The organism is Deltaproteobacteria bacterium (genome assembly GCA_019308905.1).
GTDB lineage: Bacteria > Desulfobacterota > BSN033 > WVXP01 > WVXP01 > JAFDHF01.
On record JAFDHF010000010.1, the window covers coordinates 48,997 to 70,920 of the forward strand.

The window sequence follows — 21,924 nt, forward strand, 5'->3', positions numbered from 1 at the left end:
CCACGCTTCCAGGCGGCTGTCCTGTGCCTTTCCCCGGGAAGCCGGGGCCTCGGTCATATCCTCTACTCTCCCGGCTCGTAGATCTCACCCTCCCTGAAAGCCGCCCATACGGTCTCGAACCACCCCTCTGCCTGAGGTATGGGCCGCCGGTCGACCCATCTGTTCTCGACCTTGTCGCCGGACCTTGCCACTGTTTCGAGGACTCTCCCGCGAAACTCCGGGTTCTCCGGAGCGAACCGCCACCGGTCAGGGAGCTTTTCATGAACCGCCGTACCATCCCTGTCGAGGACCATAGCCGAACCCCTGCTGCCGACTCCACTCTCAACGGCATGGAGAACCGCCTCGAGATACACGGCATGGGCGTAGCACAATTGCCGGTTTCTCAAAGCTTCGGCCAGATCCCCCAAGGTCTCGAAACCGCATCCCCTCGATTCCATCGTACGCCATTGGCCCCACGCCTCGGAGACGGCCCGGCGCAATTCCTGGAGAGATCTTACATGGGAACCCGCCCGGGTCATCCTCATTTGGAACTCATCCCGTTCCACCTTCCAATCCACCGTTGTGGCTCTCCCTTTCTCAATCCACCTCAAAATATCCGAAAGTTCGCTCCTGGCCTTGTCCTTGAACAGATCCACGGGGAGGGTCCATTCCCTGTAACGGTTTGCAATGTACTCGGCCGCCCGGAATCCTCCCACCTGCCCGGAGTTGAGGGCGGAACCACCCGGCCGGGTGACCCCATGCGACCCGTTCACCTCTCCCACCGGAAAGAGATGCTTGATATTGGTCGATTCCCACCAGATGTTGCCGGCCAGACCACCGTTGTTGTGCTGGGCACAGACCGCTATCTCCAATGGCTCCCTCTCAAGGTCTATACCATGATCCCTGTAAAGGTCGGCGGCGGGTTGATTCATGGCCTTCAACCGTTCGAGGGGGGTATCGGCCACCGCCCGGGACTTGGAAAGGTATTGGCGCGCCTCGTCGCTCAGCTCCTCCAGGCTGAATCCCTCGGGGTTCTTCCTGAAATCGAGAAAAACGCGCCGGCCCTTGACAATAGTCTCGATGTAAACCAGGACGTCGATAAGAGACGACCCCCCCACGATCTTCGCCGCATCGAAGGGCCATTGATACCCTTTGAGAAAAACGGCGCTGCTCATGGCACCCACAGAATCGAAGTAGGGCCTGAGGAATTCCTCCTCAGGTCCTGATCCCTCGGGCCCGGTGCTGAACACCCTGGGAACGACCTGCATGTAGCTCCCGGAAACATTCCACCTGAACTTTATGGATGACAGGCCGAACTGGGACTCTGGAAGGCTGTTCGCCTTTGCCCCTACCAAGAGGGCCAGGCCTATGCCCCCGGTCTGACTCTCCGGGTAGACCCGTGTCTTGTAGATGCCGGCAGGACCCCCTGTGGCGAAAATCACATTCTCGCCCGCATAGATCTCGAAAACCTCTCGCCAATCCCCGATCCGCCCCGACGAATTCTCGAGATTCAGAGCAATCGCTCCGGCCACTCGCTTCTCGTCTTCTTCTCCGAGGCATAGGAGGGCAACCACGACCCGCCCTTCCCGGACAGGAATTCTCCGCCGCCGCACCTCTCGAATCAGCTCCCTGCACATCTCCCTCGACGTATAAGGGCCCACCGATGTGGCTCGCTGCCGGGGATCGTGATCAGTCTTGTATCCCACGAACTGCCCGAACCGGTCCCTCGGGAAAGGCACGCCCAGATCGACCAGGTGGAGAAAAGCTCTGGCCGAGAGGCTCGCCTCGACCAGGGCCAGATCGCCGTGCATGCTGCCCCCCGCAAAGATCGATTCCGCAACATCCATAGGCGAGTCCCTGTCAGATCCGTACAATCCCAGCTTGTAGTATGTCTGTTTGTCGCTGCCGGTATTGATCGAGGTTCCCCTGTCGAGCCCCTCGGTAAGAATCAGCAAGTCCTCCAGACCCGCCCGATCAACCTGGACTGCTGCGTTAAGCCCGGCCGCTCCACTGCCGACCACGAGGGTGTGAACCCGATAGACCTTGAAATTCAGCTCCTTTCCGGAAACGCTCCTTACTCGGAGAGAGTCTTCACGCATCGGTCTCCTCCACCGGACCACGGCAGCAACAACCCCCTGCCCCCCTGCCACCTCTTGGAAGGACCGGCAACGGCTCCTGCCTGTGACCGAAAAATCCGGAATTTCTGTTCTTCCTGTCCCGATTTGTTATATAATACCTGCAAACCACAGCCAGTCAAGGATTCTCGCAATCGGAGTCTCCTGATCGGAGGTAGGAGAATGAGGATCGTAAAACTGAGCGAGCTCGAGGGAATGGCCTTCCCGACAGGCCGGGTGACCCGGGTTCTGACCGGCCGGGATCTGTTGCCTACGCAGAACTTCACTGCAGGCTATGTGGTTATCCGCCCCGGGGGTACTATCCCGCCACATACTCATTCCAACGAGGAGATCTATATCCTGGTCAAGGGGAGGGCCAAACTCGTGGTGGCCTCTGAAGAGACAACCGTCGAAGCGGTCAGCGGAGTCTACATCGAGCCCGATTCGGAGCATGCCCTGGAGAATGTGGGCGAGGAGGACGCGATCATGATCTTCGTCTATTCGCCGGCCGGAGTCGTCGACCATTGGGCCCATGAGATGGAAGCAGGTAGCGGGGGGAAGAGAGATGGCTGACCGGCCTCTGAACATACCGACAAAAAAACTCAAATCCGGGTTCGAGATGCCCGTCTTCGGGATGGGAACCTGGATGATGGGCGGCGACTTTGTACGCGATCCCGGCAATGACGATGCGGCCGATATTGAGGCGATCAAGACAGCCGTCCGCATGGGAATCACTCATATCGACACGGCCGAGAGGTACGCCGAAGGCCATGCTGAGAGGCTGGTGGGCCGGGCCATCAGAGATTTCGACAGATCCAGGCTTTTCATCGTATCCAAGGTCGGATCCGAGCACCTGAGGTACGGGGATGTCATCGCATCTGCCAAGGCGAGCCTCCAGAGACTTTCCACCTCCTACCTCGACCTCTACCTGGTCCACTCTCCCAATCCCGAGATCCCCGTTGAGGAGACCATGGCGGCCATGGATACCCTGGTACAGGAGGGGCTGATCCGGAGCGTAGGGGTCAGCAACTTCTCCGTTGAGAGATTGGAGGAGGCCCAATCAAAAACCCGAAGCAGGATCGTGGTCAACCAGCTCCATTTCAATCTCATATTCCGAGAACCCGAAAGAAAGGGACTCCTCCACTTTTGTCAGACCAGGGACCTCATGTTCGTCGCCTGGAGACCTGTCCAGAAGGGAATACTCTCGAAAAAAGGAACTCCTCTCATGGATGAGATGTGCAGGAAGTACGGCAAGACGCCTGCACAGATCGCCATCAACTGGCTGATCTCACAAGAAAACGTGGTTACTCTCTCAAAGATGAGGAGGATCGAGCACATGAGGGAAAACCTCGGTGCCCTCGGCTGGAACATGGAGGCGGATGATATCGAGAGACTCAGAAGAGAGTTTCCGTCCCAGAGGGACGTCTCGGATGCGGTCCCGATCATCTGAAAGGTGAGCGGTGATCCTCCGGAGATTCGCGGCCGGCGAACTCCTCGGCCTTTCGGACAAGCGGGCAGGAGGATCCCCTTGGGGCGCTATTCCATGTTCTCCATGATTCTGTCGGCGAATTCGGAACACTTCACCTGCCGGGCCCCCTCCATCTGCCGAGCGAGATCATAGGTAACGAACCCATCCTCGACGGTTTTCGCCAGAGCCCTCTCGATCGTCCGGCTGACCTCGGTCCAGCCGAGATACTCGAACATCATGCCGCCCGAGAGGATCAGGGAACCGGGGTTGACCATGTCCCTGCCCGCATACTTCGGAGCCGTTCCGTGGGTCGCCTCGAAGACCGCGATCCCGTCCCCCAGATTGGATCCCGGGGCCATGCCTATCCCCCCGACCTGTGCTGCCAGGGCGTCCGACAGATAGTCTCCGTTCAGATTGGTAGTGGCCAGGACAGAGTAATCCTCGGGTCTGAGCAGGACCTGCTGGAACATGGAATCGGCTATTCGATCGTTTACCAAGATCCTTCCCGCCGGGCAATCTCCTCCGAATCTGGTCATGGCCTCTTCCTCTGTCACGGTCACCTGAGGGAACTCCTCTGCCGCCACCTCATAGCCCCAGTCCCTGAAAGCCCCTTCGGTGTATTTCATTATGTTCCCCTTGTGAACCAGGGTTACCCTGGGCCTCCCCGTTTCGACAGCATAGGCGATCGCCCTTCTCACCAATCGCTTGGAGCAGAAGGCGCTCACAGGTTTGATCCCGATTCCCGACTCAGCCCTTATCCGCTCTCCCATGGTCCGGTTCAGGAAATCGATGACTCGCCCGGCCTCTCGGGTTCCAGCCTTCCACTCAACGCCGGCGTAGACATCCTCTGTGTTCTCTCGAAAGACGACCATGTCGACCCGCTCCGGGTTCTTCACAGGGCTCGGAACCCCGGGAATATACCTGATCGGCCTCACACAGGCGTAGAGATCCAGGATCCTCCTGATAGAGACGTTCAGACTCCGGAACCCCTTCCCCACAGGGGTCGTCAACGGGCCTTTGATCCCTATCCCGTAATGCCTGATGGTCTCCACCGTCTCATCGGGCAGCCAGGTACCTACTCTGTCGAAAGCCTTTCGGCCCGCCAGAACCTCCAGCCACACGACCCTCCTCCTTTCACCGTAGACCCTCCTGACCGCTGCGTCGAAGACTCGAACCGAAGCCTTCCAGATGTCAGGGCCCACACCATCCCCTTCAATAAAAGGGATCACCGGATCATCCGGAGTAAGGATCCTTCCCGCATGATCTGTCTCTATGGGATGTCCCTCTGGCGAGTACTTCATACGACTCCTCCCAGGATGCATTCAAGACGACCCAGCCTCCCCCTCCCCGTATCCCTCCCTGAGGGATCTTGTTTACTCGAAACCCAAGAAAAAATCAATCAAAACAGCAGCCGGATTTCCTGACCTTCGGAGAACAACCCCTGTCCCCGGGCGACTTTGCGGAAGCGGCGGAGTACCTCCGCCTGGCAACCCGGAAAGGATCATGCCCCCGCAGGCTCCGGGAGGTTCCTTTTCTTGAGAGGGCCTGCGGGGGGGCCGATAGCGAAACCGGCAGGATTGTGCTATTTTTGCCTTGGTGGTACCCGGTGGTTCGGCGACCGGGGAGGCCAGCTGAGCAGCCTTCGGATAGGGGATCGGTTTTGGCAGGCGGCCTTTTCAGGAACCAGTTGCTCTCATCCGGGAGCCGGTGCCGGCCTGGCCATGCCCCGTACAAGGCAGGAAGGAGGAGTGGGCTTGAAGTCCGCTTTTATCTATTCTCACGAACTCGGCCGGTTCGACTTCGGATACGACCACCCTTACAAACCCGAAAGAGCCATCAAGGCATACGACCTATGTACCAGGTACGGGGTCCTCAACTATCCCTGGATGGAGGTTCTCAGCGCCGGCCCCATAGATCCCCAGATATTGACCCTCTTCCACGATCCGCATTACCTTGAACTTCTCAAGGAGGCCAGCCTCGGAAGGGTCAGCCTCGAAATACTCGCCCACGGTCTCGGGACTCGAGACAATCCAATCCTGCCCGGCATCTATGAATGGTCTCTCATGACTTGCGGCAGTACCTTCCTCGGGGCCGATCTCATCGCGAGAAAGCAGATCGAGGTCGCCTTCAATCCTCTAGGGGGATTCCACCATGCCAGACAAAGCCGGGCCGAAGGGTTCTGTTACATAAACGACGTCGCCGTGGTGGGCCGGGAACTCCTGGGCCGCGGGTTCAGGGTCGCCTTCGTCGATATCGATGCCCACCACTGTAACGGCGTACAGGAGGCCTTCTACGAGGATGATCGTTTCCTTGTCATCTCCCTCCATGAGAGCGGCAAAACCCTTTACCCTGGTACCGGTGAAACGAGTGAAATCGGGAAGGGAAGGGGGCGGGGCTTTACCGTGAACATACCCCTTGCCCCCGGGACCGATGATGAAGTGTTTCTCTCGGCTTTCCGGGAAGTCGTACCTGCCCTGGTCTCGGCCTTCCAGCCGGACATCCTTGTGGCGGAACTCGGTGCCGACACCCAGATCTCCGACCCTCTCACCCATCTCAGACTGACAAACAACGGCTATCAGGAAGCGGTGAGGATTCTCAGCACCCTCTGCCCAAGGATCCTGGCCCTGGGCGGGGGCGGCTATGACGTCTATCGGACGGCCCGGTGCTGGACCCTTGCCTGGTCGGTTCTCAACGGCGTGGAACCGGAAGACGAATTTGCCGGGCTGGTGGGAGGCATGATGTTCGGGCCCGAGCAGGAGGTTGGAAGCCTCCGGGACCAGCCCCACCCGACAGTAGGGCCGGTCAAGGAGAAGGCAAAAGACCAGGTTAGAAAAGCCCTCTCTTTCATAAGGGAGGAGGTCTTCCCGATTCACGGGATCCCTTAGCTCAAAGGATTCCAAAGAGATTCACCCTGCACGAGGTCCGCCTCGTCCTTCTGCCCTTGGCCTCTCAGCACGGGGCAGTGAGAGCCTGTCTCCCGATTTCTCACTTCTCCGGCGCTTCCATCTTCCTTTCGATCCCTCGGGATCGCTCGAAACCTGGCATAGACCTTGCTAAACAGCAGAATGAATATTCTCCCCCCCACGGGGCTCCAGGGGGAGAACAAGGTATTGGATTTCATTCGATATCGCCCCGAAGGACGCCGGAACCGTCAGACCCAGCCGGCCTATCTCCGCGGAGCGGCTGTTCTCTGCCGGGCTCGCCATGCCAAAGAGACGAGATAGACGAAGATCCCGCCGTATCAAGGATCCCGTCCTGATCTTCCTGTACAGAGACAGACTGGGCAACAAGGATGCCGTTCCCCTCGACCTCGGGCTGGAGGGCATCGGTATAAGAACAAAGGATCCCCTCACCAGAGGTGACCAGCTCGAGATAACCATCGTCATCGGAGAATGCCAGATCAGAGCCCAGGGCACCGTGGTCTACAGCAAGGAAGAAGAATCGGGCTATTTCCGGTCGGGAATCAGCTTCAAAGAGATCTCTGAGCGCAACAAGGGAATCATCCGGCTCTATCTTGAAAAAACCAGGCAGCCGGGGAGGAACAAAAGGAATGAACCTGGTCTGTGAGACAGAACGGAGAAAACACAGGCGGCTGGAACTCACCCATCTGGTTGCCTACAAGAGCTTCGATATCGAGGCGATCACAGAAACCCTGAATATAAGCATCGGGGGTATGAAGATAAGGACGGATTTCCCTGTCGGGAAGAGCGAGATCCTCCATGTTTCTCTCAGGATAGGGAGCGAACGGTTCGAATCCCAGGCACGGGTTATTTACTGCAATCCCCAGCACGACCAGGCCTACGAGATGGGCCTGGCGTTTGAGAACACCTCGGATAAAGACCTGGCCCTCCTCGGTCAATATCTCCGCAGCCAGAGCCGGCCCCGCTGAGCAATGCGCGGAACCTCCGCCTCATGCCCTTTCGGCAAATCTGAATCGCTTTGCAATGGAGACACCCACAAGAAAGGCAAGAATCCCCCCGAGTGCCAGCCCCACTGATACCTTTATCTTCCTGATTTGCCGGTTCATTGCGGCTTTCGAAAACCCGATCTTCAGGCCCTCCTCCTCCGGCTTGTCCACTGCCAGAGGATAGGAAATCATCAATACATCCTCCTCGGGGGTCACGTGCTCCGCATGATACCCTGCCACCACCTGATTCCCCCTCATCAACTCCACAAAGACCAGGTGCGCATCTCTTCCTATCTCCTCGACATACCGGCCGAGAAGACTCGGATCTCTCCCAATGGCAGCGTCATTTGAAAGGAGGGAGAGAAGGTAGGCTATGTGGCGCCCCCGGATGGAGGCTTCCCTCTGGAGTATGCCCCTCTTCGACTCGATTACAAAATAGCCAAAAAGGAAGGTGGCCAGCATCAGGATAAGCCCGATGGTCATGGAGAGCCTGAAGAAGACCGGCTTCCAGGTCCGGCTCTTGGATACCGCAGCCCCTCTGACCTCCCGCCAGGCACCCTCTGCTTCGGGCACGATCGATTCCGAGAGGGCCTCTCTGAGCTCGCCGGCGGTCTGAAACCTATCGGCAGGGTTCTTGGCAAGACATCTGAGCACAACCCGCTCCAGCTTCACCGGAATCCCCGGGACGATCCTCCCCGGCGGCTCAGGCTCCACCTTCAGGATCCTGTCGATAGTCTCGGCGATGGAACCCCCGTAAAAGGGGAGCCTGCCCGTCAGGAGCTGATAGCAGACCACACCCGTGGAGTAGATGTCCGTCCTTCTGTCTATACTGCGGAACTCTCTCAACTGCTCGGGCGAGCAGTAGTGTATCGTTCCCATGAAGGTCTCGTCCTTTGTTCTCACCATTTCGGATTTCTCGAGCCTGGCGATTCCAAAATCGGTGATCTTCACGGTGCCGTTCTTGAGGAGAATCAGGTTGTCGGGTTTGATATCCCGATGAATCACCCCGCGTTGGTGAGCAAAATCGAGACCGTCACAGACCTGGGTTATCCACTGGACGACTCTTTCCGCCCCCTGGCCTTGCCCCGGCTTCATGAGGCTGCCCAGAGAAACACCGTCCAGGTATTCCATGACAATATAGTACTGTTCTCCCTGGCGGCCCACCTGGTAAATCGCCACGATGTTCGGATGGTTGAGCCGAGCCGCGGCCTTCGCTTCCTGTTGAAAGCGGAGTATGACTTCTCTTCTCGCGTCCTGTTCGAGTCCGAGCCGGGGATCGATTCTGAGAACCTTTACGGCCACTTCTCGATCGAGCCGCGTGTCATGAGCCAGATAGACGGTCGACATGCCCCCGCTGCCGATCTTCTTTTTCAGTTTATAGTTCGACTTTTCTGCCATGGCGGATTCTGCTCTCCCCCCTACATTTATCAGAATTAAGGTGACCTGTCAAAACGATTCTTTCCCGTGATTACCGCCTTTTACGGAGGTTCTCTCCTGTCCGGGCAGGGCTCCTTCTCCGCCGGCTCAGGAACCAGGCACAGAGAAGAGGACCACGGCCCGTTTCTGGCCTCTCCGCTCCCAACTCGACCGATGTAAGACCACTTCTCAGTCATGCCTTCTGTTTCAGTCTTTGGATCCGGTCTGCCGCCTGATCCATTCGTCGATCTGCTGGCGGTCGAACCTCCATTTGTTGAGGATCTTTCTGGCAGGTATCCTGCCCTCCCGGGCCAACCTGTAAAGGGACCGTTTCCCGATCTGCAGATACTCTGAGAGCTGTTCAATGGTCATGACCGGTCGGGTCATCTCTATCTCCTTTCTCCCGCAATCTGGCAACGGGAAACGGAGGGGCAAAAAAGATACCAACCAGGATTCTTTTACGAAGAGGCCGACCTGCAGTGATTCAAAAGGATCAGCCGGTTCTCCCCCAGGGAAAGCGGCCCCGACACCACCCGGTATGGGGAATGTACCCCACGCCGGACACGTGTGGAAAAAATGCCAAATAATTGACACTTCATGCCAGTTCCTTTCATCCCCGGGCGGCACCGGGGAGCGAGGAATCCCTCCATGAGCAGGAAGGACGGAGACGGGACTCTCGGTCCCCCTTTGCTTTTCAGGATGTCAGAATGCCCGAGCAGGATCTGCCCTCTGTTCGGGTGCGGTCCGAAAGTGCAACCAAAGGCCTGTTGTTGAAGCGACCAGCCCGAGGCAAAACTCCACACCAAAGTGTTCCGAATTCAGAGAGCGGGATTTGGGGTGGACTCCTCCCTTGAAGGTCTTCCCCAACTCAGATATTCTTAAAGGAGAAGACAGCTTGGATACGATTGGTCAGACAAGATGTGGCTTCTCCTCAGAAGGATCCTCCCCATTGCTCTGGTGGCCCTGTACATCCTGAGCCCTTTTGATCTTGTTCCGGATTTTCTGGTAGGGCCGGGATGGATCGACGATCTCTTCGTCCTCGGCCTCTTGATCTGGTTCCTTTCGGGTCGGTCTCCCTTTTTCGGCCGTTTCGGTTCTCCCTACAGCAGAAGCTACAGATCCGGCCAAGGAAGCTCTGCGGGACCATCAGGCACTTCAAACAGGCAGACAGGACGGAGCGAGGCCCGGGCCGACCCGTACTCTGTCCTCGGGGTCAAACCAGGAGCCAGCTTGGATGAGATCAAGGAAGCCTACCGCGCGGCTGCATCCAAATACCATCCGGACAAGGTGGCCCATCTGGGAAAGGAGTTTCAAGAGCTGGCGCACCGCAAGTTCCTGGCCGTGCAGGAAGCATACGAGCGCTTGATCAAGGCCCGGTGATCTCAATGCTTCAGGAACCACCACCATCGGCGAACCTGGGACGCGGTCTCGCTGACGGCCTTGATCTCTTTCAGGCCGGGAATCCCTTCCTCTCGGCCGGTGGGGACGGCATCCTTGTCGGGGGGGACACCTCTTTCTCCCCCTTGTCCCTCTTCGGCCTCTCCGGATGCCTTCTCATTATCACGGCTCCCTTTGAGGTCCTTTGAGATGTCTTTGATTTCTCTGGCTGTCTTTCCCAGACCCCGGCCTATCTCAGGCAGTCTCTTCGCTCCAAAGATGAGCAGCAAAATCACACCGATGATAAGCAGTTCAGAAGCTCCCAGCCCGAACACCATCCGTCCTCCCATACAAAGCACAGGGACGCGCCGAGTCCGTCCGCGGTCACCAGCCCGCCCCCCCTGTCTTTCCATTACCTGCCATTATGACACCTTCGGCCCGGCCTCTGTCCCCCTCACTGCCACGGCTTGAGCATGGGCTGGCTCCAGTCTGTGAGAAGCGAGAACCGCCCGGAGGCCGAGTCGAAGCGCATAACCCGCCCCCTGGAATGAGACCGGCGAGAGCCTTCTCCATAGCCGATTATGCCCGCCAACCCGTGTGTATTGAAATCCTCTACGGTTTCAAGGGATTTGATAAACCCCTCCCTGGTCAGGTCCCGGCCGGCACGCTCCAGGGCCTCGCAGAGGAGAAGGCCGCTCACATAGCCGACAATGTAACACCGGTGGAGTGATTCGGTCTCTTTCTTCGGATAGTATTTCTCGGTGTTCCCTATCATCAAGGTAACCCCGGGCAGCCTCTCCCAGGGTCTGGCCAGATAATCGACCGCGATGTAGCCGTCCGCCCCCTCCCCTGCCTCGGATAGGATCCCCGGATCAACGGTGGACGAAAGACCGATAAAACCGGGCGACCAGCCCATGCGGAGTGATCCCCTCATGATCCGAGTCACCTCCCAGGTTGTGGCTCCCACAACCACGTGATCGGCGCCGCCGGACCGCAGGCGGTCCAAGAAAGAGCTGAAATCGTAGGTGTCCTCACCGTAGCGTTCCACCCCCGCAATACCGAGCCCGTAGTGGGTGCAGACCCTGCGAAACACCTCTTCCACCTCGTCCCCGAAGACGCCTCCCGGCCAAAGCAAGGCCATCCTTGGGTTCTCTGCGGGATTCTTCCTCAGTAGGTATTCAATGGCAAGTGTGACCTGATCTCCGTAAGGCATTCCAAGAAAAAAGATATTCTTCCTGAAAGGAGAAAAGAGTGATCTTGAAATAGCAACGTTGACCAGGGCCGGCACATCATCTCCCAGGACTCCACGCTCTAAAAGGGTTCGGGTTGTCTCCACACCCGAAGTGGAGGCGAGGGAAAAGACCAGTTTCCCCTTAACCATTTCCCGGACCCGGCCCGCAGCATCCTCTGAGCCCTCTCCATCGTCCTGCACCATCAGAGTGACGGTTCTTCCGTGAACTCCACCGATTTCGTTCACGTAGTTGAAACAGGCCTGGAGCCCCTCCAGGAGGTTCCTCCCCGCCCGAGAAGAAGGCCCTGAAAGAGAGCAGACAACGCCCATGCGAACCTCACTCTCGGTTACACCCGGCTCCGGCCCCTGTGCGGCAGACAAACCAGCTGCCATCAGAAACCATACAAGGGGCAGAAACCCCGCTGACCTTTTGCCGACCATCAGGTCAAAACCTTTCAGAAAGAGGTGCCCGAATTATATAGAATCCGATACCCTTTGAAAAGAACCCGCCGCCAGATCCAAGGAAAACCGCGGTGCAAAGCCCGGCCCGTTATTCCTGAAAATCTTCATCACCTCACCCGGGCGGAGATCCAAGGCACCTGCCCCTCTTGCTAAGACGGCTTGTCCTGTAGACGGCACGATGGCGCCTCATTTCCTCCATATGGGGGCACAGGGCGAGGCGGGGCCCCCAAAGATCGTAGTGAGGCTTGCCGCTCCGGCTGATGTGGATGGTCCGGACTCCGTGGCTCCTCCCCCACCGGATCAGTTCCTCCACAGAGTCGGCCAGCACCTTGCACATGGGAGAGCCCTTGGGCAATTTGAATTCAGGGTAGTCTCTTGGGGCAGGTTGATGAAGAAAATAGATCATGTCTCAGTCCCCACCGTCTCTCCCTTCATCCACGCTCCCCCCTCCGGGCCCAGACAGATCCCCTGCCCTATGATGCCAGCACGGCCTCTTCCTGTCAACCTCCAGGACCCTGGAATCCGGAGTGTCACCTGGTGGAGTTTCCTGACTTTTGGAGAATACCCTTGCCTCCGAGCGACATTGCGGAAGCGGTGGGGTACCCATCAAGGGTGAGCGGGAAGGGGAAAGGTCGTGTTCGTGATTCGTGTTCGTGGAATTCCCCACCCGCGAACCTTGATAGGGTCACCGCGTGAGCTCAGGAGCGAGGGGACAAGGGTGTTCTCCTGCCAAGACAGAAAACGATCGTGAAGTCATATACTTGCAAGACTCCCGGGCCGAAAACTCAGGAAACTCCACTGTCACCGGGCCTTGACTGACCCCTCGCAAGCCGGTTAGATTGAAAAAAACCGATATTTGAGAGCGCCCATGGAAAGACTTGAAAATATTCCCGTGGAACTCGACCCGGAGGAAATCAGGACCAGACTTCGCCTCGATTCTCCTCACGAGGTCCAGGCCCTGATCGAGACTGCCCGGCCCCTTGTCAAGCCCAGAGCGGTCTACACCGTATGTTATGTCGAGGAGAGGCTCGAAGACGGAGTGGTGCTCCAGGACACCCGGTTTACCAGCCGTATTCTTGCAACCAACCTCAGAGACACAGAACGGGCCTTTCCATACGTTGTAACCATCGGGCCCGAGTTGGAGGAGAAAGCCGCCTCTTCCAAGGATCTGCTGGAGCAGTACTATCTCGACGTGGTCGGTAATGTGGCCGTTTCAACTGCACGGAAGTATCTGGAAAACCACCTGGTAGACAGGTTCGGCCTCGGGCGGATGTCGAGAATGAGTCCCGGCTCCTTGAAGGACTGGCCTATTCAGGAGCAGAAGATCCTCTTCTCCGTACTCGGAGACGTGGAAAGAGAAATCGGGGTGAAACTCACCGCAAGCTTCCTCATGATTCCCCGCAAATCGGTATCAGGGATCTACTTCCCTAAGGAGATCCCCTTTTTGAGCTGCCAGCTCTGCCCGAGAAAGGGCTGCCCTTCCAGGCAAGCGGCGTACGACAAGGAAACGGCCGCAAAGTACGGAGTCGGAGAGTAGAGAGCGCTCTGGTAGCAAGGGGCTGAGAAGGCGTGGGCGGCGGGCGGATTTTCGGGCTGGAAACTTGACATTAACGTAAGTGTTGATATACTCGATATCGGAGGGCAGGTGAGCGAGCATGAGTCCATATCCACTGCCAGGATCAAGGCTCTTCCAATTCTCCGACTACAGGGAAGACCCGGACGACCAAGAGACCGGGCTTTCCCCTTCGCATGGGGCCGCAACCACTGACCCTCTTGTCATCGAGATGGTACATTTGCAGCCGGATCCCCATCAAGGCCCTGGTCAGGCAAGGGCCAAGGCCTCCGGATTGACGCGGCAGGCGGTCAGGGACGGTCGCACGTATGCCGGGGAGTCGAGTATCACAGGTGTCTATCTCGAGGAGATAAACAGGTTCCCCCTCCTCACAAGGAAGAGAGAGATCCAAATCGCAAAAAAGATCGAGGAAAGCAGTCGCAAACTCAGAGACCTGCTCCTCCGGTGTCCCTCTGTTGTCAGGGAGTTTCAACACCCATGGAACGAGCCCCCGAAACGGGGAACGCCGAGCCACTGGAAGGAAGACCTCGTTCCAAAGGTGATCGGCCACCTCGGCAAAGAGGCCGAATCGGCCGGGGCTCATTCAAGTGGTCTCAAGGAGCTGATCAAGGAGTTGAAAAGGGCAGAGGCCGAGCTGAAGTCGGCCAAGGCGGAAATGATCCAGGCGAACCTCCGACTCGTGGTCAGTATCGCCAAAATCTACATAAACCGGGGTCTCTCATTCCTCGACCTCATTCAAGAGGGAAACATGGGCCTGATGAAGGCGGTCACCAGATACGACTACAGGAAGGGGTTCAAGTTCAGTACCTATGCTTCCTGGTGGATCAGGCAGGCCATGACCAGAGCCCTGGCAGACAAGTCCAGGACAATAAGGATTCCGAATCATCTCCTGGAAACGAGGAGCAAGGCTTCCAAAGCCTCGCAGCAGCTAATCAGGGACCTGGGCAGGGATCCCCTCCCCGAGGAGGTCGCCGAAAGGGCGAGACTCCCCCTTAACAACCTGTTGAAATCCATGTCTCTGGCCCGGGAGCCTATATCCCTGGAGACTCCTGTCGGCGACGACGGCGGCACGCTGCAGGACCTTCTGGAGGGTGAACAGAACGCGGATTTCGGCGAAGAACTCCTCGAGAGAATCGACCTCACTGCGAAGGTGAACAATCTCCTGTGCCTTCTCGACCCGAGAGAGCAGGAGATCCTGCGCCTCCGCTTCGGAATCGGTCTGGCCTCACCCCGTACCTTGGAGGAGGTCGGGAAGCGATTCGGGATATCGAGGGAACGGGTCCGACAGATCGAGGAAAGGGCGCTGAGAAAACTCAAATCTCCTGTCCGATCCGATACAAACAGGGCAGAAAGCCTGTGAGAGGACAGATCTCTTGCTCCTTCGCTCCCGACTCCTCGGGAGATTCCATTTGACAGAGTCCATTGGGAATAGTAGTTTTCTGGGATAGAGGTTCGGTTCTCTCGTGGGACCGTGTATCCTGGTCGTATAAGAGTCCTGTGGACATGATCGTAAAGCTCATCGATGTGACAAAGGTCTACGACCAAGGTCCCCAAAAGGTCCTTGCCCTCGATGGTGTCAACCTGGAGATCCCCCAAGGGCAGTTTCTGGCCATCAGGGGACCGAGTGGATGCGGGAAGACTACCCTGATAAACCTCCTCGGCGGCCTCGACGTTCCAACCCGGGGCAGGATAGTGATCGACGGGTTTGTCCTCAACGAGCTGGATGAAGACCAACTGACCCGTTTCAGAAGAGACCGGGTGGGGATCATATTCCAGTTCTTCAATCTCCTTCCGATTCTGGACGTTCTGGAGAATGTGGCTCTCCCCTTCCTGATCAGGGGGAAACCTGCCAGGGAAGCCAACGAAAGAGCCATGGAACTCCTCCAAATGGTGGGGCTCCTGGATCGCCGCCACCATCACGCCCAGGATATCTCCGGTGGAGAGATGCAACGGGTTGCCATTGCGAGGGCTCTTATCAACGATCCGGACATGATTCTCGCAGACGAACCCACGGGCAACCTCGACTCCAAGAGCGGAAACAGAATCCTGGAGATACTCTCACGGCTGAAGTCCGATCTCAAGAAGACCGTTGTTCTGGCCACACACAGCGGCGATGCCACGCGGTTTGTGGATAGAGAACTCGCCATGCGAGACGGACGGTTGCGGGAAAAAGGAGAAATCGTGGATTGATCCATCTGATCCGTCTTTTTTCTCTCCGCCACTTCTACCTCCAAAAATGGAACACCGCCCTCACCCTGGTGGGCATCGCCCTGGGAGTGGCCGTCTTTGTCAGTATCAGAATCTCGATCAATAGCGCCCTGGGCGCCTTCGAAAGCACCATCGATCACGTGGCCGGCAGGACGACCCTCGAAATCACCTCTCCGGGCAGCGGCTTTGATGAGAACCTGTTCCCTCTGGTAGCAAACACGAAGGGAGTCGAAGCGGCGACCCCTATCGTCCAGTCTGTAGTCGAGTGCGCCCAACACGGCCACGAACCCCTCCTCGTTCTTGGAATAGATATCTTCAGCGACCAGCGGTTCCGCTCCTACCGGTTCGGGAGAGATGGAGAGGAAGACGATCTCCTCCGCTTCCTCCTCGAACCGAGAGCCATCGCCGTAACCCGGACTTTCGCTCGCAGGTTGGGCCTCGCCCTGGGATCCAGGCTGGATCTGCTGATCGGAGCAGAGAGGGTTTCTTTCACAATAAGGGGGATCATGGACGAACAGGGCCCTGCCAGGGCCCTGGGCGGAAACTTCGCTCTTGTCGACATCGCCCATGCACAGGAGACCTTTGGCCGAGTCGGCCTTCTGGATAGGATCGATCTTATCGTCATGCCCCAGGTTTCCCCAGAGGCCGTCGCACGGAGGCTGAGAGAGAAGCTTCCTGGCCACCTCCTGGTCCGCCGGCCACGGACCCGTAACAAGCAGGTGGAAAACATGATCGGGGCTTTCAGACTGAACCTTACTGCCCTCAGCTTCATCGCGCTCTTTGTCGGGATGTTCCTGATCTACAACTCCATGTCGATCTCCGTAATCAGGAGGCGCCGTGAGATAGGGATCATCAGAAGCCTCGGTCTGTCGAGAAACACGGTACTCGCCCTGTTCCTCCTCGAGGGTGCGATCCTGGGCTTTCTCGGGGCGGTACTCGGGATCGGAGTAGGTCTCATCATGGCCAAGTTCACCCTGGCCTCGGTCTCCAAGACCGTCACCGCCCTCTACATTCTGGTAAAGGCCGAGCACCTCAGTGTCTCAGCATCGACTCTGATTCTCGGAGTGCTTATCTCCGTGGCGGTCTCGATCATCTCGGCCGCGGGACCAGCCCTCGAGGCCTCCAGAACTACACCCCGCTCAGCCCTGCTGCCCCTCGGTCTCGACCGGAAGGTGGCCTTCCACACGGGCAGGCTCCTATACGGAGGATTGGGGGCCCTGGCTCTCGCCGGACTGTTCGCAATCCAGAAGCCGGTCTTCGGAAGGCCGCTTTTCGGCTTTGCAGCCGCCTTTCTGATCCTGGCCGGATTCTCCCTGATCATCCCTGCAGGCGTGGGTCGACTCACCACCCTGTTCACCCCCCTTATCCAGAGGCTCTGGGGGACGGAGGGACGGATGGCAGGCCGCTATTTCCGTGATTCACTGACTCGGACGACAATCACCATCGCTGCTCTCATGACTGCCCTGGCCATGCTGATCAGCATCTCTTTGATGATCCTCAGCTTCAGAAAGACCGTGGACGCATGGGTGGGCCAGGCGATCACCGCCGATCTTATCCTCAGCCCTGCAGGTGCCGCCGTCTCCGCATGGGAATTCTTTCTGCCTCCGCCGGTGCTCGCCTATGCAAGGAAGCATCCCGATGTAAAGGCAGTCGACATGATCCATGTCACCGAGATGGAGTACAGGAGACGCCCGGTTCTGCTCTGGGCCGCAGTCACACCTGTACTTCTCGGCCAGAGCCAGATCAGGTTTGTTCGGGGAGACAGGCAGAAGATCATCCAGAGTGTGACTCACCGGGGGAGGATCATCATCTCCGAAACCTTCTCATCGAAGTTCGGCTTCAAGGAGGGCCAGGACCTCATGCTCCAGACACCTCAGGGACCGAAGCTGTTCAGGATTGCCGGCATATTCTATGACTACACCACGGAAAACGGCATGATCATCATCGATCTCGACCTGTACCAAAGGATCTGGAAAGACACCCGGATCAACCGGGCCGCCCTCTTCCTGAAAGATCCGTCGAGTATCACCAGGGTCAGGAAGGAGATCCTTCGGCGGTTTTCGGGTCGGTACCAGGTTTTGGCCGTCTCGAATCGGCAACTGAGGACGAGGATCCTCAGTATCTTCGATCAGACCTTCTCCATAGCCCATGCGCTGAAGGTAATCGCCTTCGTCGTGGCTGCCTTGGGAATCATCAATTCCATGCAGGCCCTGGTACTCGAAAGGGAGAGAGATCTCGGCATACTGAGGGCTGTGGGAACCTCCAGGAGGCAGATCAGGAAGATGACTCTTCTGGAGGCGCAACTCATGGGCATGACGGGCTTTCTATTCGGTGCACCGACCGGGGTTCTCCTTTCGCTGGTATTGATCTACGTGATCAACAAGCAGTCCTTCGGATGGACCATTCGATTCTCGCCTGTTCCCTCCGTCTTCGTCCAATCCCTGGTCCTGGTTGTTCTTGCCGCCTTCATGGCCGGTCTCATTCCGGCCCGGTGGGCGACCCGAAAGCGGGTCTCAGATGCCGTGAAGTTGGAGTAGGACCATGAGATTTGCCGTGTGGCTCTGGCTGATAGGATTCTGTGTCGCGGTGCCGTGCCGCGTCTTTCCAACGGCCTCCGGATTCGAACGAGCCCTTCCGGGAAGGTCTTTCTCCTTTCCACGGGATCACGGGTCCCATCCACGATTTCAAACCGAGTGGTGGTACTACACAGGTCACCTCAGGTCTCAAGGGGGGAAAACCTTCGGTTATCAACTCACCTTCTTCAGGAGGGCCTTACGGCCGGGCCGGCCGTCAGGAGAGTCGAGATGGGCCATCGATTCGGTCTATTTTGCCCACTTCGCTTTGACCGATGAAAAGGCAAAGGACTTCATGTTCCGCGAAAGAATCAGCCGGGGAGCCCTCGGTCAGGCAGGAGCCGCAACCGGCAGACTCCACGTCTGGATAGGGGATTGGTCCCTCAGAGCAGAGGGTGCAGCCCATCTGCTCGAGGCCGGCAGTCCGACCATGGGTATTCGGCTTCGCCTGGTGCCCACAAAACCGCCCGTCGTAAACGGCATCAACGGGGTGAGCCGGAAGGCCGAAGGAGAAGGCAATGCCTCCTACTACTACTCCATGACCCGCATGAACACGCAAGGCGATTTGGTCCTCAACGGGAAGGACATGAAGGTGACAGGGGTGAGTTGGATGGACCATGAATTCGGATCAAATCAGCTGCAGGAATACCAGGTGGGATGGGACTGGTTCAGTCTGCAATTGGAAAACAACACGGAACTCATGCTCTATCTTATCCGAGACAGGAGTGGAAAGCCAGACCCTTACTCCAGCGGGACACTCACCTTCCCGGACGGATCTTCACACCATCTCTCTCTGGAAGAGTTCGACGTCCGGGCCTTGGAAACATGGAAGAGCCGAAAAACAGGGGCCCGCTACCCCTCGGGGTGGAGAATCCGGGTCCCCCTGTGGAAGATCGATCTGACCGTGAGGCCCACCGTGCCTCATCAGGAACTCGACCCCCGGCAGTCCACCCGAATCCCCTACTGGGAGGGAAGCGTTCACGTTCGCGGCCGGTACGGGAAGAGTCCGGTTTCCGGGGTAGGATACGTGGAGCTTACCGGGTATGCACGCCCCATGAACAGGATATGAGACCCCCTTGCCGGACAAGGTGCGGCCCCGGGGGGCCGCAGGCTAGGCAACCGGGGGTGACACATCGTATTCGTCCTCGATCTCGCCGACGATCTCCTCCACGATATCCTCAAGGGTGACCAGCCCGGAGACTCTGCCGTTCCTAGTGACCGCCATGGCCATGTGCTGCCCCATCTGCTTCAAATGGAGAAGCGCCTGGGAGATCTTCTCGGTCTCCGGAAGGAAAACGACGGGACGCCTCACCCGGAGGAGAGGAGTCTCCGCATCCAATCCGAGAATGTCCTGAACCGCAACGTAGCCGACGATGTTGTCGGTCCGATCTTCAAACACGGGAAGCCGCGAAAAACCGCTCTCTCTGATCCGAGAGGCCGCATCGCGTACCGTTCCTTTCACATCGACCATCACCACCCGCTCGAGTGGAACCATGATCGATCCAACCAGGGTCTCGCTGAAACGGAACAGGTGGCCGATCATCTCCTGCTCCTCAACGTTCAGGTCGCTCTGGCCCTCCATGATAAGGAGCTTCAATTCCTCTCTGGTAACAAAGGGGCTCTTCCTCTTGTCCTCATCGCCGAGAAGGAGAGAGATCCCCCTGGCTGGGAGGGAACAGATCTGGATGAGGGGATAGAGAATCACCGAGAACAACTCCACCACAGGGACGACTCTCAGGACGAGCCAGTTGGCGTGCCGATAGAAAAGGGTCTTCGGCAGGTTCTCACCGAAGATAAGCATGACCGGGGTCATGACGACGGTGGCCGCGACCATGGCGAGATTCTCCCGCTGATCCAGAAGGGACAAGGCGTAGGTGGCTGCCAGAATAGAGCCGAGAACCACGAATACGTTGTTTCCCACCAGTGCAGCCGTCAGGACCCGCTCGGGCCGAGCCAGAGACTTCTCGACGGCTATCGCACTCCTATTGCCCAGACTTGCCAGATGGCGAATCTTGATTCTGCTGGCCGAAATGATCGCGGTTTCGGCACCGGAGAAAAAAGCCGAGCCGATGACACAACACAGGATGAGAATCAGATCGCTCATTCCGAGGTCCGTGCCCCTCTCTTTCTCACTCTCTTGACCAACATCCTGACTATACGGTTGGGCTGGGCTTTGACGACCTCGAACTCGAGGTCCCCTATCCTCAATCGCTCCTTCGTTTCCGGAATCCTGCCCAAACGGTTGACGACATAGCCTCCTATGCTCTGGGCGTTAGGATCCTTCAGGCTGGTCCCCATCTTGCGGTTGAAGACATCGAGTTCCAGAACGCCTTTGACCAAGACGGCATTCGGCCCGATTCTTCTGAACAGATCCCTTCTCGGAAGAGCGGAGAAGGCCTCTCCCACGATCTCCTCCAGGAGGTCGTCCATCGTCACGATCCCGCAGTAGACACCATACTCGTCGATAACCACGCAGAAGTGCTGTTTCGTTGCCCTCAGTTCCCTGAAGAGGGAATCGATCCGGCGGGTCTCGGGGACGAACCGGACAGGACGGATCAGGTCCCTCAGGGACTCTGCGTCGGGTTTTTGGACAAAATCCTTTATGTGGAGGCTCCCGACAATGCGGTCTTCCTGCCCCTCATAGACCGGTGCCCTCGAATAGTGACGGGATCTCAGAATCTTCAGGGCCTCCCGTGGAGGGGTATCCACGCACAGGGCCACCACCTGTACCCTGGGTGTCATTACCTGCTGGACCGTCTTGTCGCCGAAAGAGAAGACCCTCTGGATGATCTCCCTTTCCAGGCGGTTTACCACACCCTCCTTGAAGCCGATGTCCACGAGGGTCTGGAGTTCCTCTTCGGTGAGTTCGCGACTTTCCCCGATGGCGGAAACCCCAAGAAGGGAGAGGAGCAACTCGGTGGTCCGCCTCAGAAGGCGCCGTATCGGGCTGACAAGGGTGGAGAAGACATTCAGAGGCCTCACAACCCAGGAGGCGACTCTCTCGGGCCTTTGAACCGCAATGGTCTTCGGGGTGATCTCCCCGAAGAGGAGAATCAGCAGGGTCATGGTGAGAGTGGAAATGCCGACGGCTCCTTTCCCCTGAAGAAAAACCGAGATGATGTTCTCACCGAGGCTGGAGGCGGCGATATTCACCAGGGTATTTCCCAAAAGCAGAGTCGCCAGGAGGCGGGCAGGATTTTCCATGGTCCTGGCAATGAGCCGTTTGGTCGGGCTTTTACTCCTTTTGAATCCCCTCAGCTTTGCAGAGCCCAGGCTGAAAAGAGCGGTTTCAGACCCTGAGAAGAAACCAGACAGGCAGAGCAACACGAGTAGAAAAGCTATTCTGACAATCAACGCCGAGGTCTCTTATCCATGAAATATCGACCTCCATGGTATAGGAATAGGCGTCAACCTGTCAATTCCAAAGTTTCCCCGCGGGCTCCCCCCCCCTTTTTGTGAAAACCTGTTGTTCCAGAGCGACCTTGCGGAACCTGTGGGGCACCCGTCGGGGTTGAGCGGGAAGGGGAGAGGGCGTGTTCGTGATTCGTGTTCGTGAGTCGTGTTCGTGGTTCGTGGGTCGTGTTCGTGGGTCGTGGGTCGCGTTCGTGGTTCGTGG

20 protein-coding genes are annotated in these 21,924 nt (G+C 57.8%); 11 read left to right on the forward strand and 9 right to left on the reverse strand.

What is annotated here, in order from left to right; genetic code table 11:
- Window positions 1-62 precede the first annotated feature (62 nt).
- On the reverse strand, window positions 63-2,078 hold the full coding sequence (locus JRJ26_05670) for an FAD-binding protein (GenBank protein ID MBW2056968.1): 2,016 nt from the start codon (window positions 2,076-2,078) through the stop codon (window positions 63-65).
- 198 nt (window positions 2,079-2,276) lie between these two features.
- On the opposite strand from JRJ26_05670, the gene JRJ26_05675 reads away from it, so the two are divergent.
- Both JRJ26_05675 and JRJ26_05680 read left to right on the forward strand, forming a co-directional pair.
- Window positions 2,277-2,666 (forward strand): cupin domain-containing protein, encoded by a 390-nt coding sequence (locus JRJ26_05675; protein ID MBW2056969.1) that lies wholly within the window; start codon window positions 2,277-2,279, stop codon window positions 2,664-2,666.
- Entirely contained in the window at window positions 2,659-3,543 is an 885-nt protein-coding gene (locus JRJ26_05680; GenBank protein MBW2056970.1) for an aldo/keto reductase, read from the forward strand. The genes JRJ26_05675 and JRJ26_05680 overlap by 8 nt, the downstream gene beginning before the upstream one ends.
- A gap of 86 nt (window positions 3,544-3,629) precedes the next feature.
- On the opposite strand, the gene icd is transcribed toward JRJ26_05680, so the two are convergent.
- On the reverse strand, window positions 3,630-4,862 hold the full coding sequence (gene icd / locus JRJ26_05685; protein ID MBW2056971.1) for an isocitrate dehydrogenase (NADP(+)): 1,233 nt from the start codon (window positions 4,860-4,862) through the stop codon (window positions 3,630-3,632).
- 453 nt (window positions 4,863-5,315) lie between these two features.
- Here icd and JRJ26_05690 point away from each other — a divergent pair, with 453 nt between their 5' ends.
- The 3 genes from JRJ26_05690 to JRJ26_05700 all read left to right on the forward strand — a co-directional run bounded on the left by JRJ26_05690 (window position 5,316) and on the right by JRJ26_05700 (window position 7,450).
- Window positions 5,316-6,446, forward strand: coding sequence for an acetoin utilization protein AcuC (locus tag JRJ26_05690; protein ID MBW2056972.1), 1,131 nt, complete (start codon window positions 5,316-5,318; stop codon window positions 6,444-6,446).
- A gap of 319 nt (window positions 6,447-6,765) precedes the next feature.
- Window positions 6,766-7,128, forward strand: a complete 363-nt coding sequence (locus JRJ26_05695; protein MBW2056973.1) for a PilZ domain-containing protein — start codon at window positions 6,766-6,768, stop codon at window positions 7,126-7,128.
- Window positions 7,112-7,450 (forward strand): PilZ domain-containing protein, encoded by a 339-nt coding sequence (locus tag JRJ26_05700; GenBank protein ID MBW2056974.1) that lies wholly within the window; start codon window positions 7,112-7,114, stop codon window positions 7,448-7,450. Before JRJ26_05695 ends, JRJ26_05700 begins: the two co-directional genes overlap by 17 nt.
- Window positions 7,451-7,471: 21 nt before the next feature.
- On the opposite strand, the gene JRJ26_05705 is transcribed toward JRJ26_05700, so the two are convergent.
- Complete coding sequence (locus tag JRJ26_05705; protein MBW2056975.1) at window positions 7,472-8,866, reverse strand: serine/threonine protein kinase; 1,395 nt, start codon at window positions 8,864-8,866, stop codon at window positions 7,472-7,474.
- A 225-nt stretch (window positions 8,867-9,091) separates the two neighbouring features.
- The gene (locus tag JRJ26_05710; GenBank protein ID MBW2056976.1) at window positions 9,092-9,271 is read right to left on the reverse strand and encodes a helix-turn-helix domain-containing protein; all 180 of its coding nucleotides are present in this window, start codon (window positions 9,269-9,271) and stop codon (window positions 9,092-9,094) included.
- Window positions 9,272-9,802: 531 nt separating this feature from the next.
- Between JRJ26_05710 and JRJ26_05715 the strand changes: the two genes are divergently transcribed.
- Window positions 9,803-10,264 (forward strand): DnaJ domain-containing protein, encoded by a 462-nt coding sequence (locus JRJ26_05715; GenBank protein ID MBW2056977.1) that lies wholly within the window; start codon window positions 9,803-9,805, stop codon window positions 10,262-10,264.
- Window positions 10,265-10,266: 2 nt separating this feature from the next.
- Here the strand turns inward: JRJ26_05715 and JRJ26_05720 are convergent, their stop codons facing one another.
- The 3 genes from JRJ26_05720 to JRJ26_05730 all read right to left on the reverse strand — a co-directional run bounded on the left by JRJ26_05720 (window position 10,267) and on the right by JRJ26_05730 (window position 12,360).
- Entirely contained in the window at window positions 10,267-10,599 is a 333-nt protein-coding gene (locus JRJ26_05720) for a twin-arginine translocase TatA/TatE family subunit (GenBank protein MBW2056978.1), read from the reverse strand.
- A 116-nt stretch (window positions 10,600-10,715) separates the two neighbouring features.
- Window positions 10,716-11,822, reverse strand: coding sequence for an ABC transporter substrate-binding protein (locus JRJ26_05725; protein ID MBW2056979.1), 1,107 nt, complete (start codon window positions 11,820-11,822; stop codon window positions 10,716-10,718).
- 244 nt (window positions 11,823-12,066) lie between these two features.
- Window positions 12,067-12,360, reverse strand: coding sequence for a hypothetical protein (locus JRJ26_05730; GenBank protein ID MBW2056980.1), 294 nt, complete (start codon window positions 12,358-12,360; stop codon window positions 12,067-12,069).
- A 462-nt stretch (window positions 12,361-12,822) separates the two neighbouring features.
- Here JRJ26_05730 and JRJ26_05735 point away from each other — a divergent pair, with 462 nt between their 5' ends.
- The 5 genes from JRJ26_05735 to JRJ26_05755 all read left to right on the forward strand — a co-directional run bounded on the left by JRJ26_05735 (window position 12,823) and on the right by JRJ26_05755 (window position 19,377).
- Window positions 12,823-13,491, forward strand: coding sequence for a vitamin B12 dependent methionine synthase (locus JRJ26_05735; protein ID MBW2056981.1), 669 nt, complete (start codon window positions 12,823-12,825; stop codon window positions 13,489-13,491).
- Between the two features lie 118 nt (window positions 13,492-13,609).
- Window positions 13,610-14,887 (forward strand): sigma-70 family RNA polymerase sigma factor, encoded by a 1,278-nt coding sequence (locus JRJ26_05740; GenBank protein MBW2056982.1) that lies wholly within the window; start codon window positions 13,610-13,612, stop codon window positions 14,885-14,887.
- A gap of 143 nt (window positions 14,888-15,030) precedes the next feature.
- Complete coding sequence (locus JRJ26_05745) at window positions 15,031-15,717, forward strand: ABC transporter ATP-binding protein (protein MBW2056983.1); 687 nt, start codon at window positions 15,031-15,033, stop codon at window positions 15,715-15,717.
- Complete coding sequence (locus tag JRJ26_05750) at window positions 15,714-18,272, forward strand: ABC transporter permease (GenBank protein MBW2056984.1); 2,559 nt, start codon at window positions 15,714-15,716, stop codon at window positions 18,270-18,272. The genes JRJ26_05745 and JRJ26_05750 overlap by 4 nt, the downstream gene beginning before the upstream one ends.
- A 4-nt stretch (window positions 18,273-18,276) precedes the next feature.
- The gene (locus JRJ26_05755) at window positions 18,277-19,377 is read left to right on the forward strand and encodes a carotenoid 1,2-hydratase (protein MBW2056985.1); all 1,101 of its coding nucleotides are present in this window, start codon (window positions 18,277-18,279) and stop codon (window positions 19,375-19,377) included.
- 42 nt (window positions 19,378-19,419) lie between these two features.
- Here JRJ26_05755 and JRJ26_05760 read toward each other — a convergent pair whose 3' ends face one another.
- Together JRJ26_05760 and JRJ26_05765 are read right to left on the reverse strand one after the other, a co-directional pair.
- Window positions 19,420-20,412, reverse strand: coding sequence for an HlyC/CorC family transporter (locus JRJ26_05760; GenBank protein ID MBW2056986.1), 993 nt, complete (start codon window positions 20,410-20,412; stop codon window positions 19,420-19,422).
- The gene (locus tag JRJ26_05765) at window positions 20,409-21,662 is read right to left on the reverse strand and encodes an HlyC/CorC family transporter (protein MBW2056987.1); all 1,254 of its coding nucleotides are present in this window, start codon (window positions 21,660-21,662) and stop codon (window positions 20,409-20,411) included. The genes JRJ26_05760 and JRJ26_05765 overlap by 4 nt, the downstream gene beginning before the upstream one ends.
- Window positions 21,663-21,924 lie beyond the last annotated feature (262 nt).

Bases quoted from the DNA above. Each gene is read 5' to 3' on its own strand.
- JRJ26_05670 (MBW2056968.1), bottom strand. From the start codon at position 2,078: ATGCGTGAAGACTCTCTCCGAGTAAGGAGCGTTTCCGGAAAGGAGCTG.
- JRJ26_05675 (MBW2056969.1), top strand. From the start codon at position 2,277: ATGAGGATCGTAAAACTGAGCGAGCTCGAGGGAATGGCCTTCCCGACA.
- JRJ26_05680 (MBW2056970.1), top strand. From the start codon at position 2,659: ATGGCTGACCGGCCTCTGAACATACCGACAAAAAAACTCAAATCCGGG.
- icd (MBW2056971.1), bottom strand. From the start codon at position 4,862: ATGAAGTACTCGCCAGAGGGACATCCCATAGAGACAGATCATGCGGGA.
- JRJ26_05695 (MBW2056973.1), top strand. From the start codon at position 6,766: ATGCCAAAGAGACGAGATAGACGAAGATCCCGCCGTATCAAGGATCCC.
- JRJ26_05700 (MBW2056974.1), top strand. From the start codon at position 7,112: ATGAACCTGGTCTGTGAGACAGAACGGAGAAAACACAGGCGGCTGGAA.
- JRJ26_05705 (MBW2056975.1), bottom strand. From the start codon at position 8,866: ATGGCAGAAAAGTCGAACTATAAACTGAAAAAGAAGATCGGCAGCGGG.
- JRJ26_05710 (MBW2056976.1), bottom strand. From the start codon at position 9,271: ATGACCCGACCGGTCATGACCATTGAACAGCTCTCAGAGTATCTGCAG.
- JRJ26_05715 (MBW2056977.1), top strand. From the start codon at position 9,803: ATGTGGCTTCTCCTCAGAAGGATCCTCCCCATTGCTCTGGTGGCCCTG.
- JRJ26_05720 (MBW2056978.1), bottom strand. From the start codon at position 10,599: ATGGTGTTCGGGCTGGGAGCTTCTGAACTGCTTATCATCGGTGTGATT.
- JRJ26_05725 (MBW2056979.1), bottom strand. From the start codon at position 11,822: ATGGGCGTTGTCTGCTCTCTTTCAGGGCCTTCTTCTCGGGCGGGGAGG.
- JRJ26_05730 (MBW2056980.1), bottom strand. From the start codon at position 12,360: ATGATCTATTTTCTTCATCAACCTGCCCCAAGAGACTACCCTGAATTC.
- JRJ26_05735 (MBW2056981.1), top strand. From the start codon at position 12,823: ATGGAAAGACTTGAAAATATTCCCGTGGAACTCGACCCGGAGGAAATC.
- JRJ26_05740 (MBW2056982.1), top strand. From the start codon at position 13,610: ATGAGTCCATATCCACTGCCAGGATCAAGGCTCTTCCAATTCTCCGAC.
- JRJ26_05745 (MBW2056983.1), top strand. From the start codon at position 15,031: ATGATCGTAAAGCTCATCGATGTGACAAAGGTCTACGACCAAGGTCCC.
- JRJ26_05755 (MBW2056985.1), top strand. From the start codon at position 18,277: ATGAGATTTGCCGTGTGGCTCTGGCTGATAGGATTCTGTGTCGCGGTG.
- JRJ26_05760 (MBW2056986.1), bottom strand. From the start codon at position 20,412: ATGAGCGATCTGATTCTCATCCTGTGTTGTGTCATCGGCTCGGCTTTT.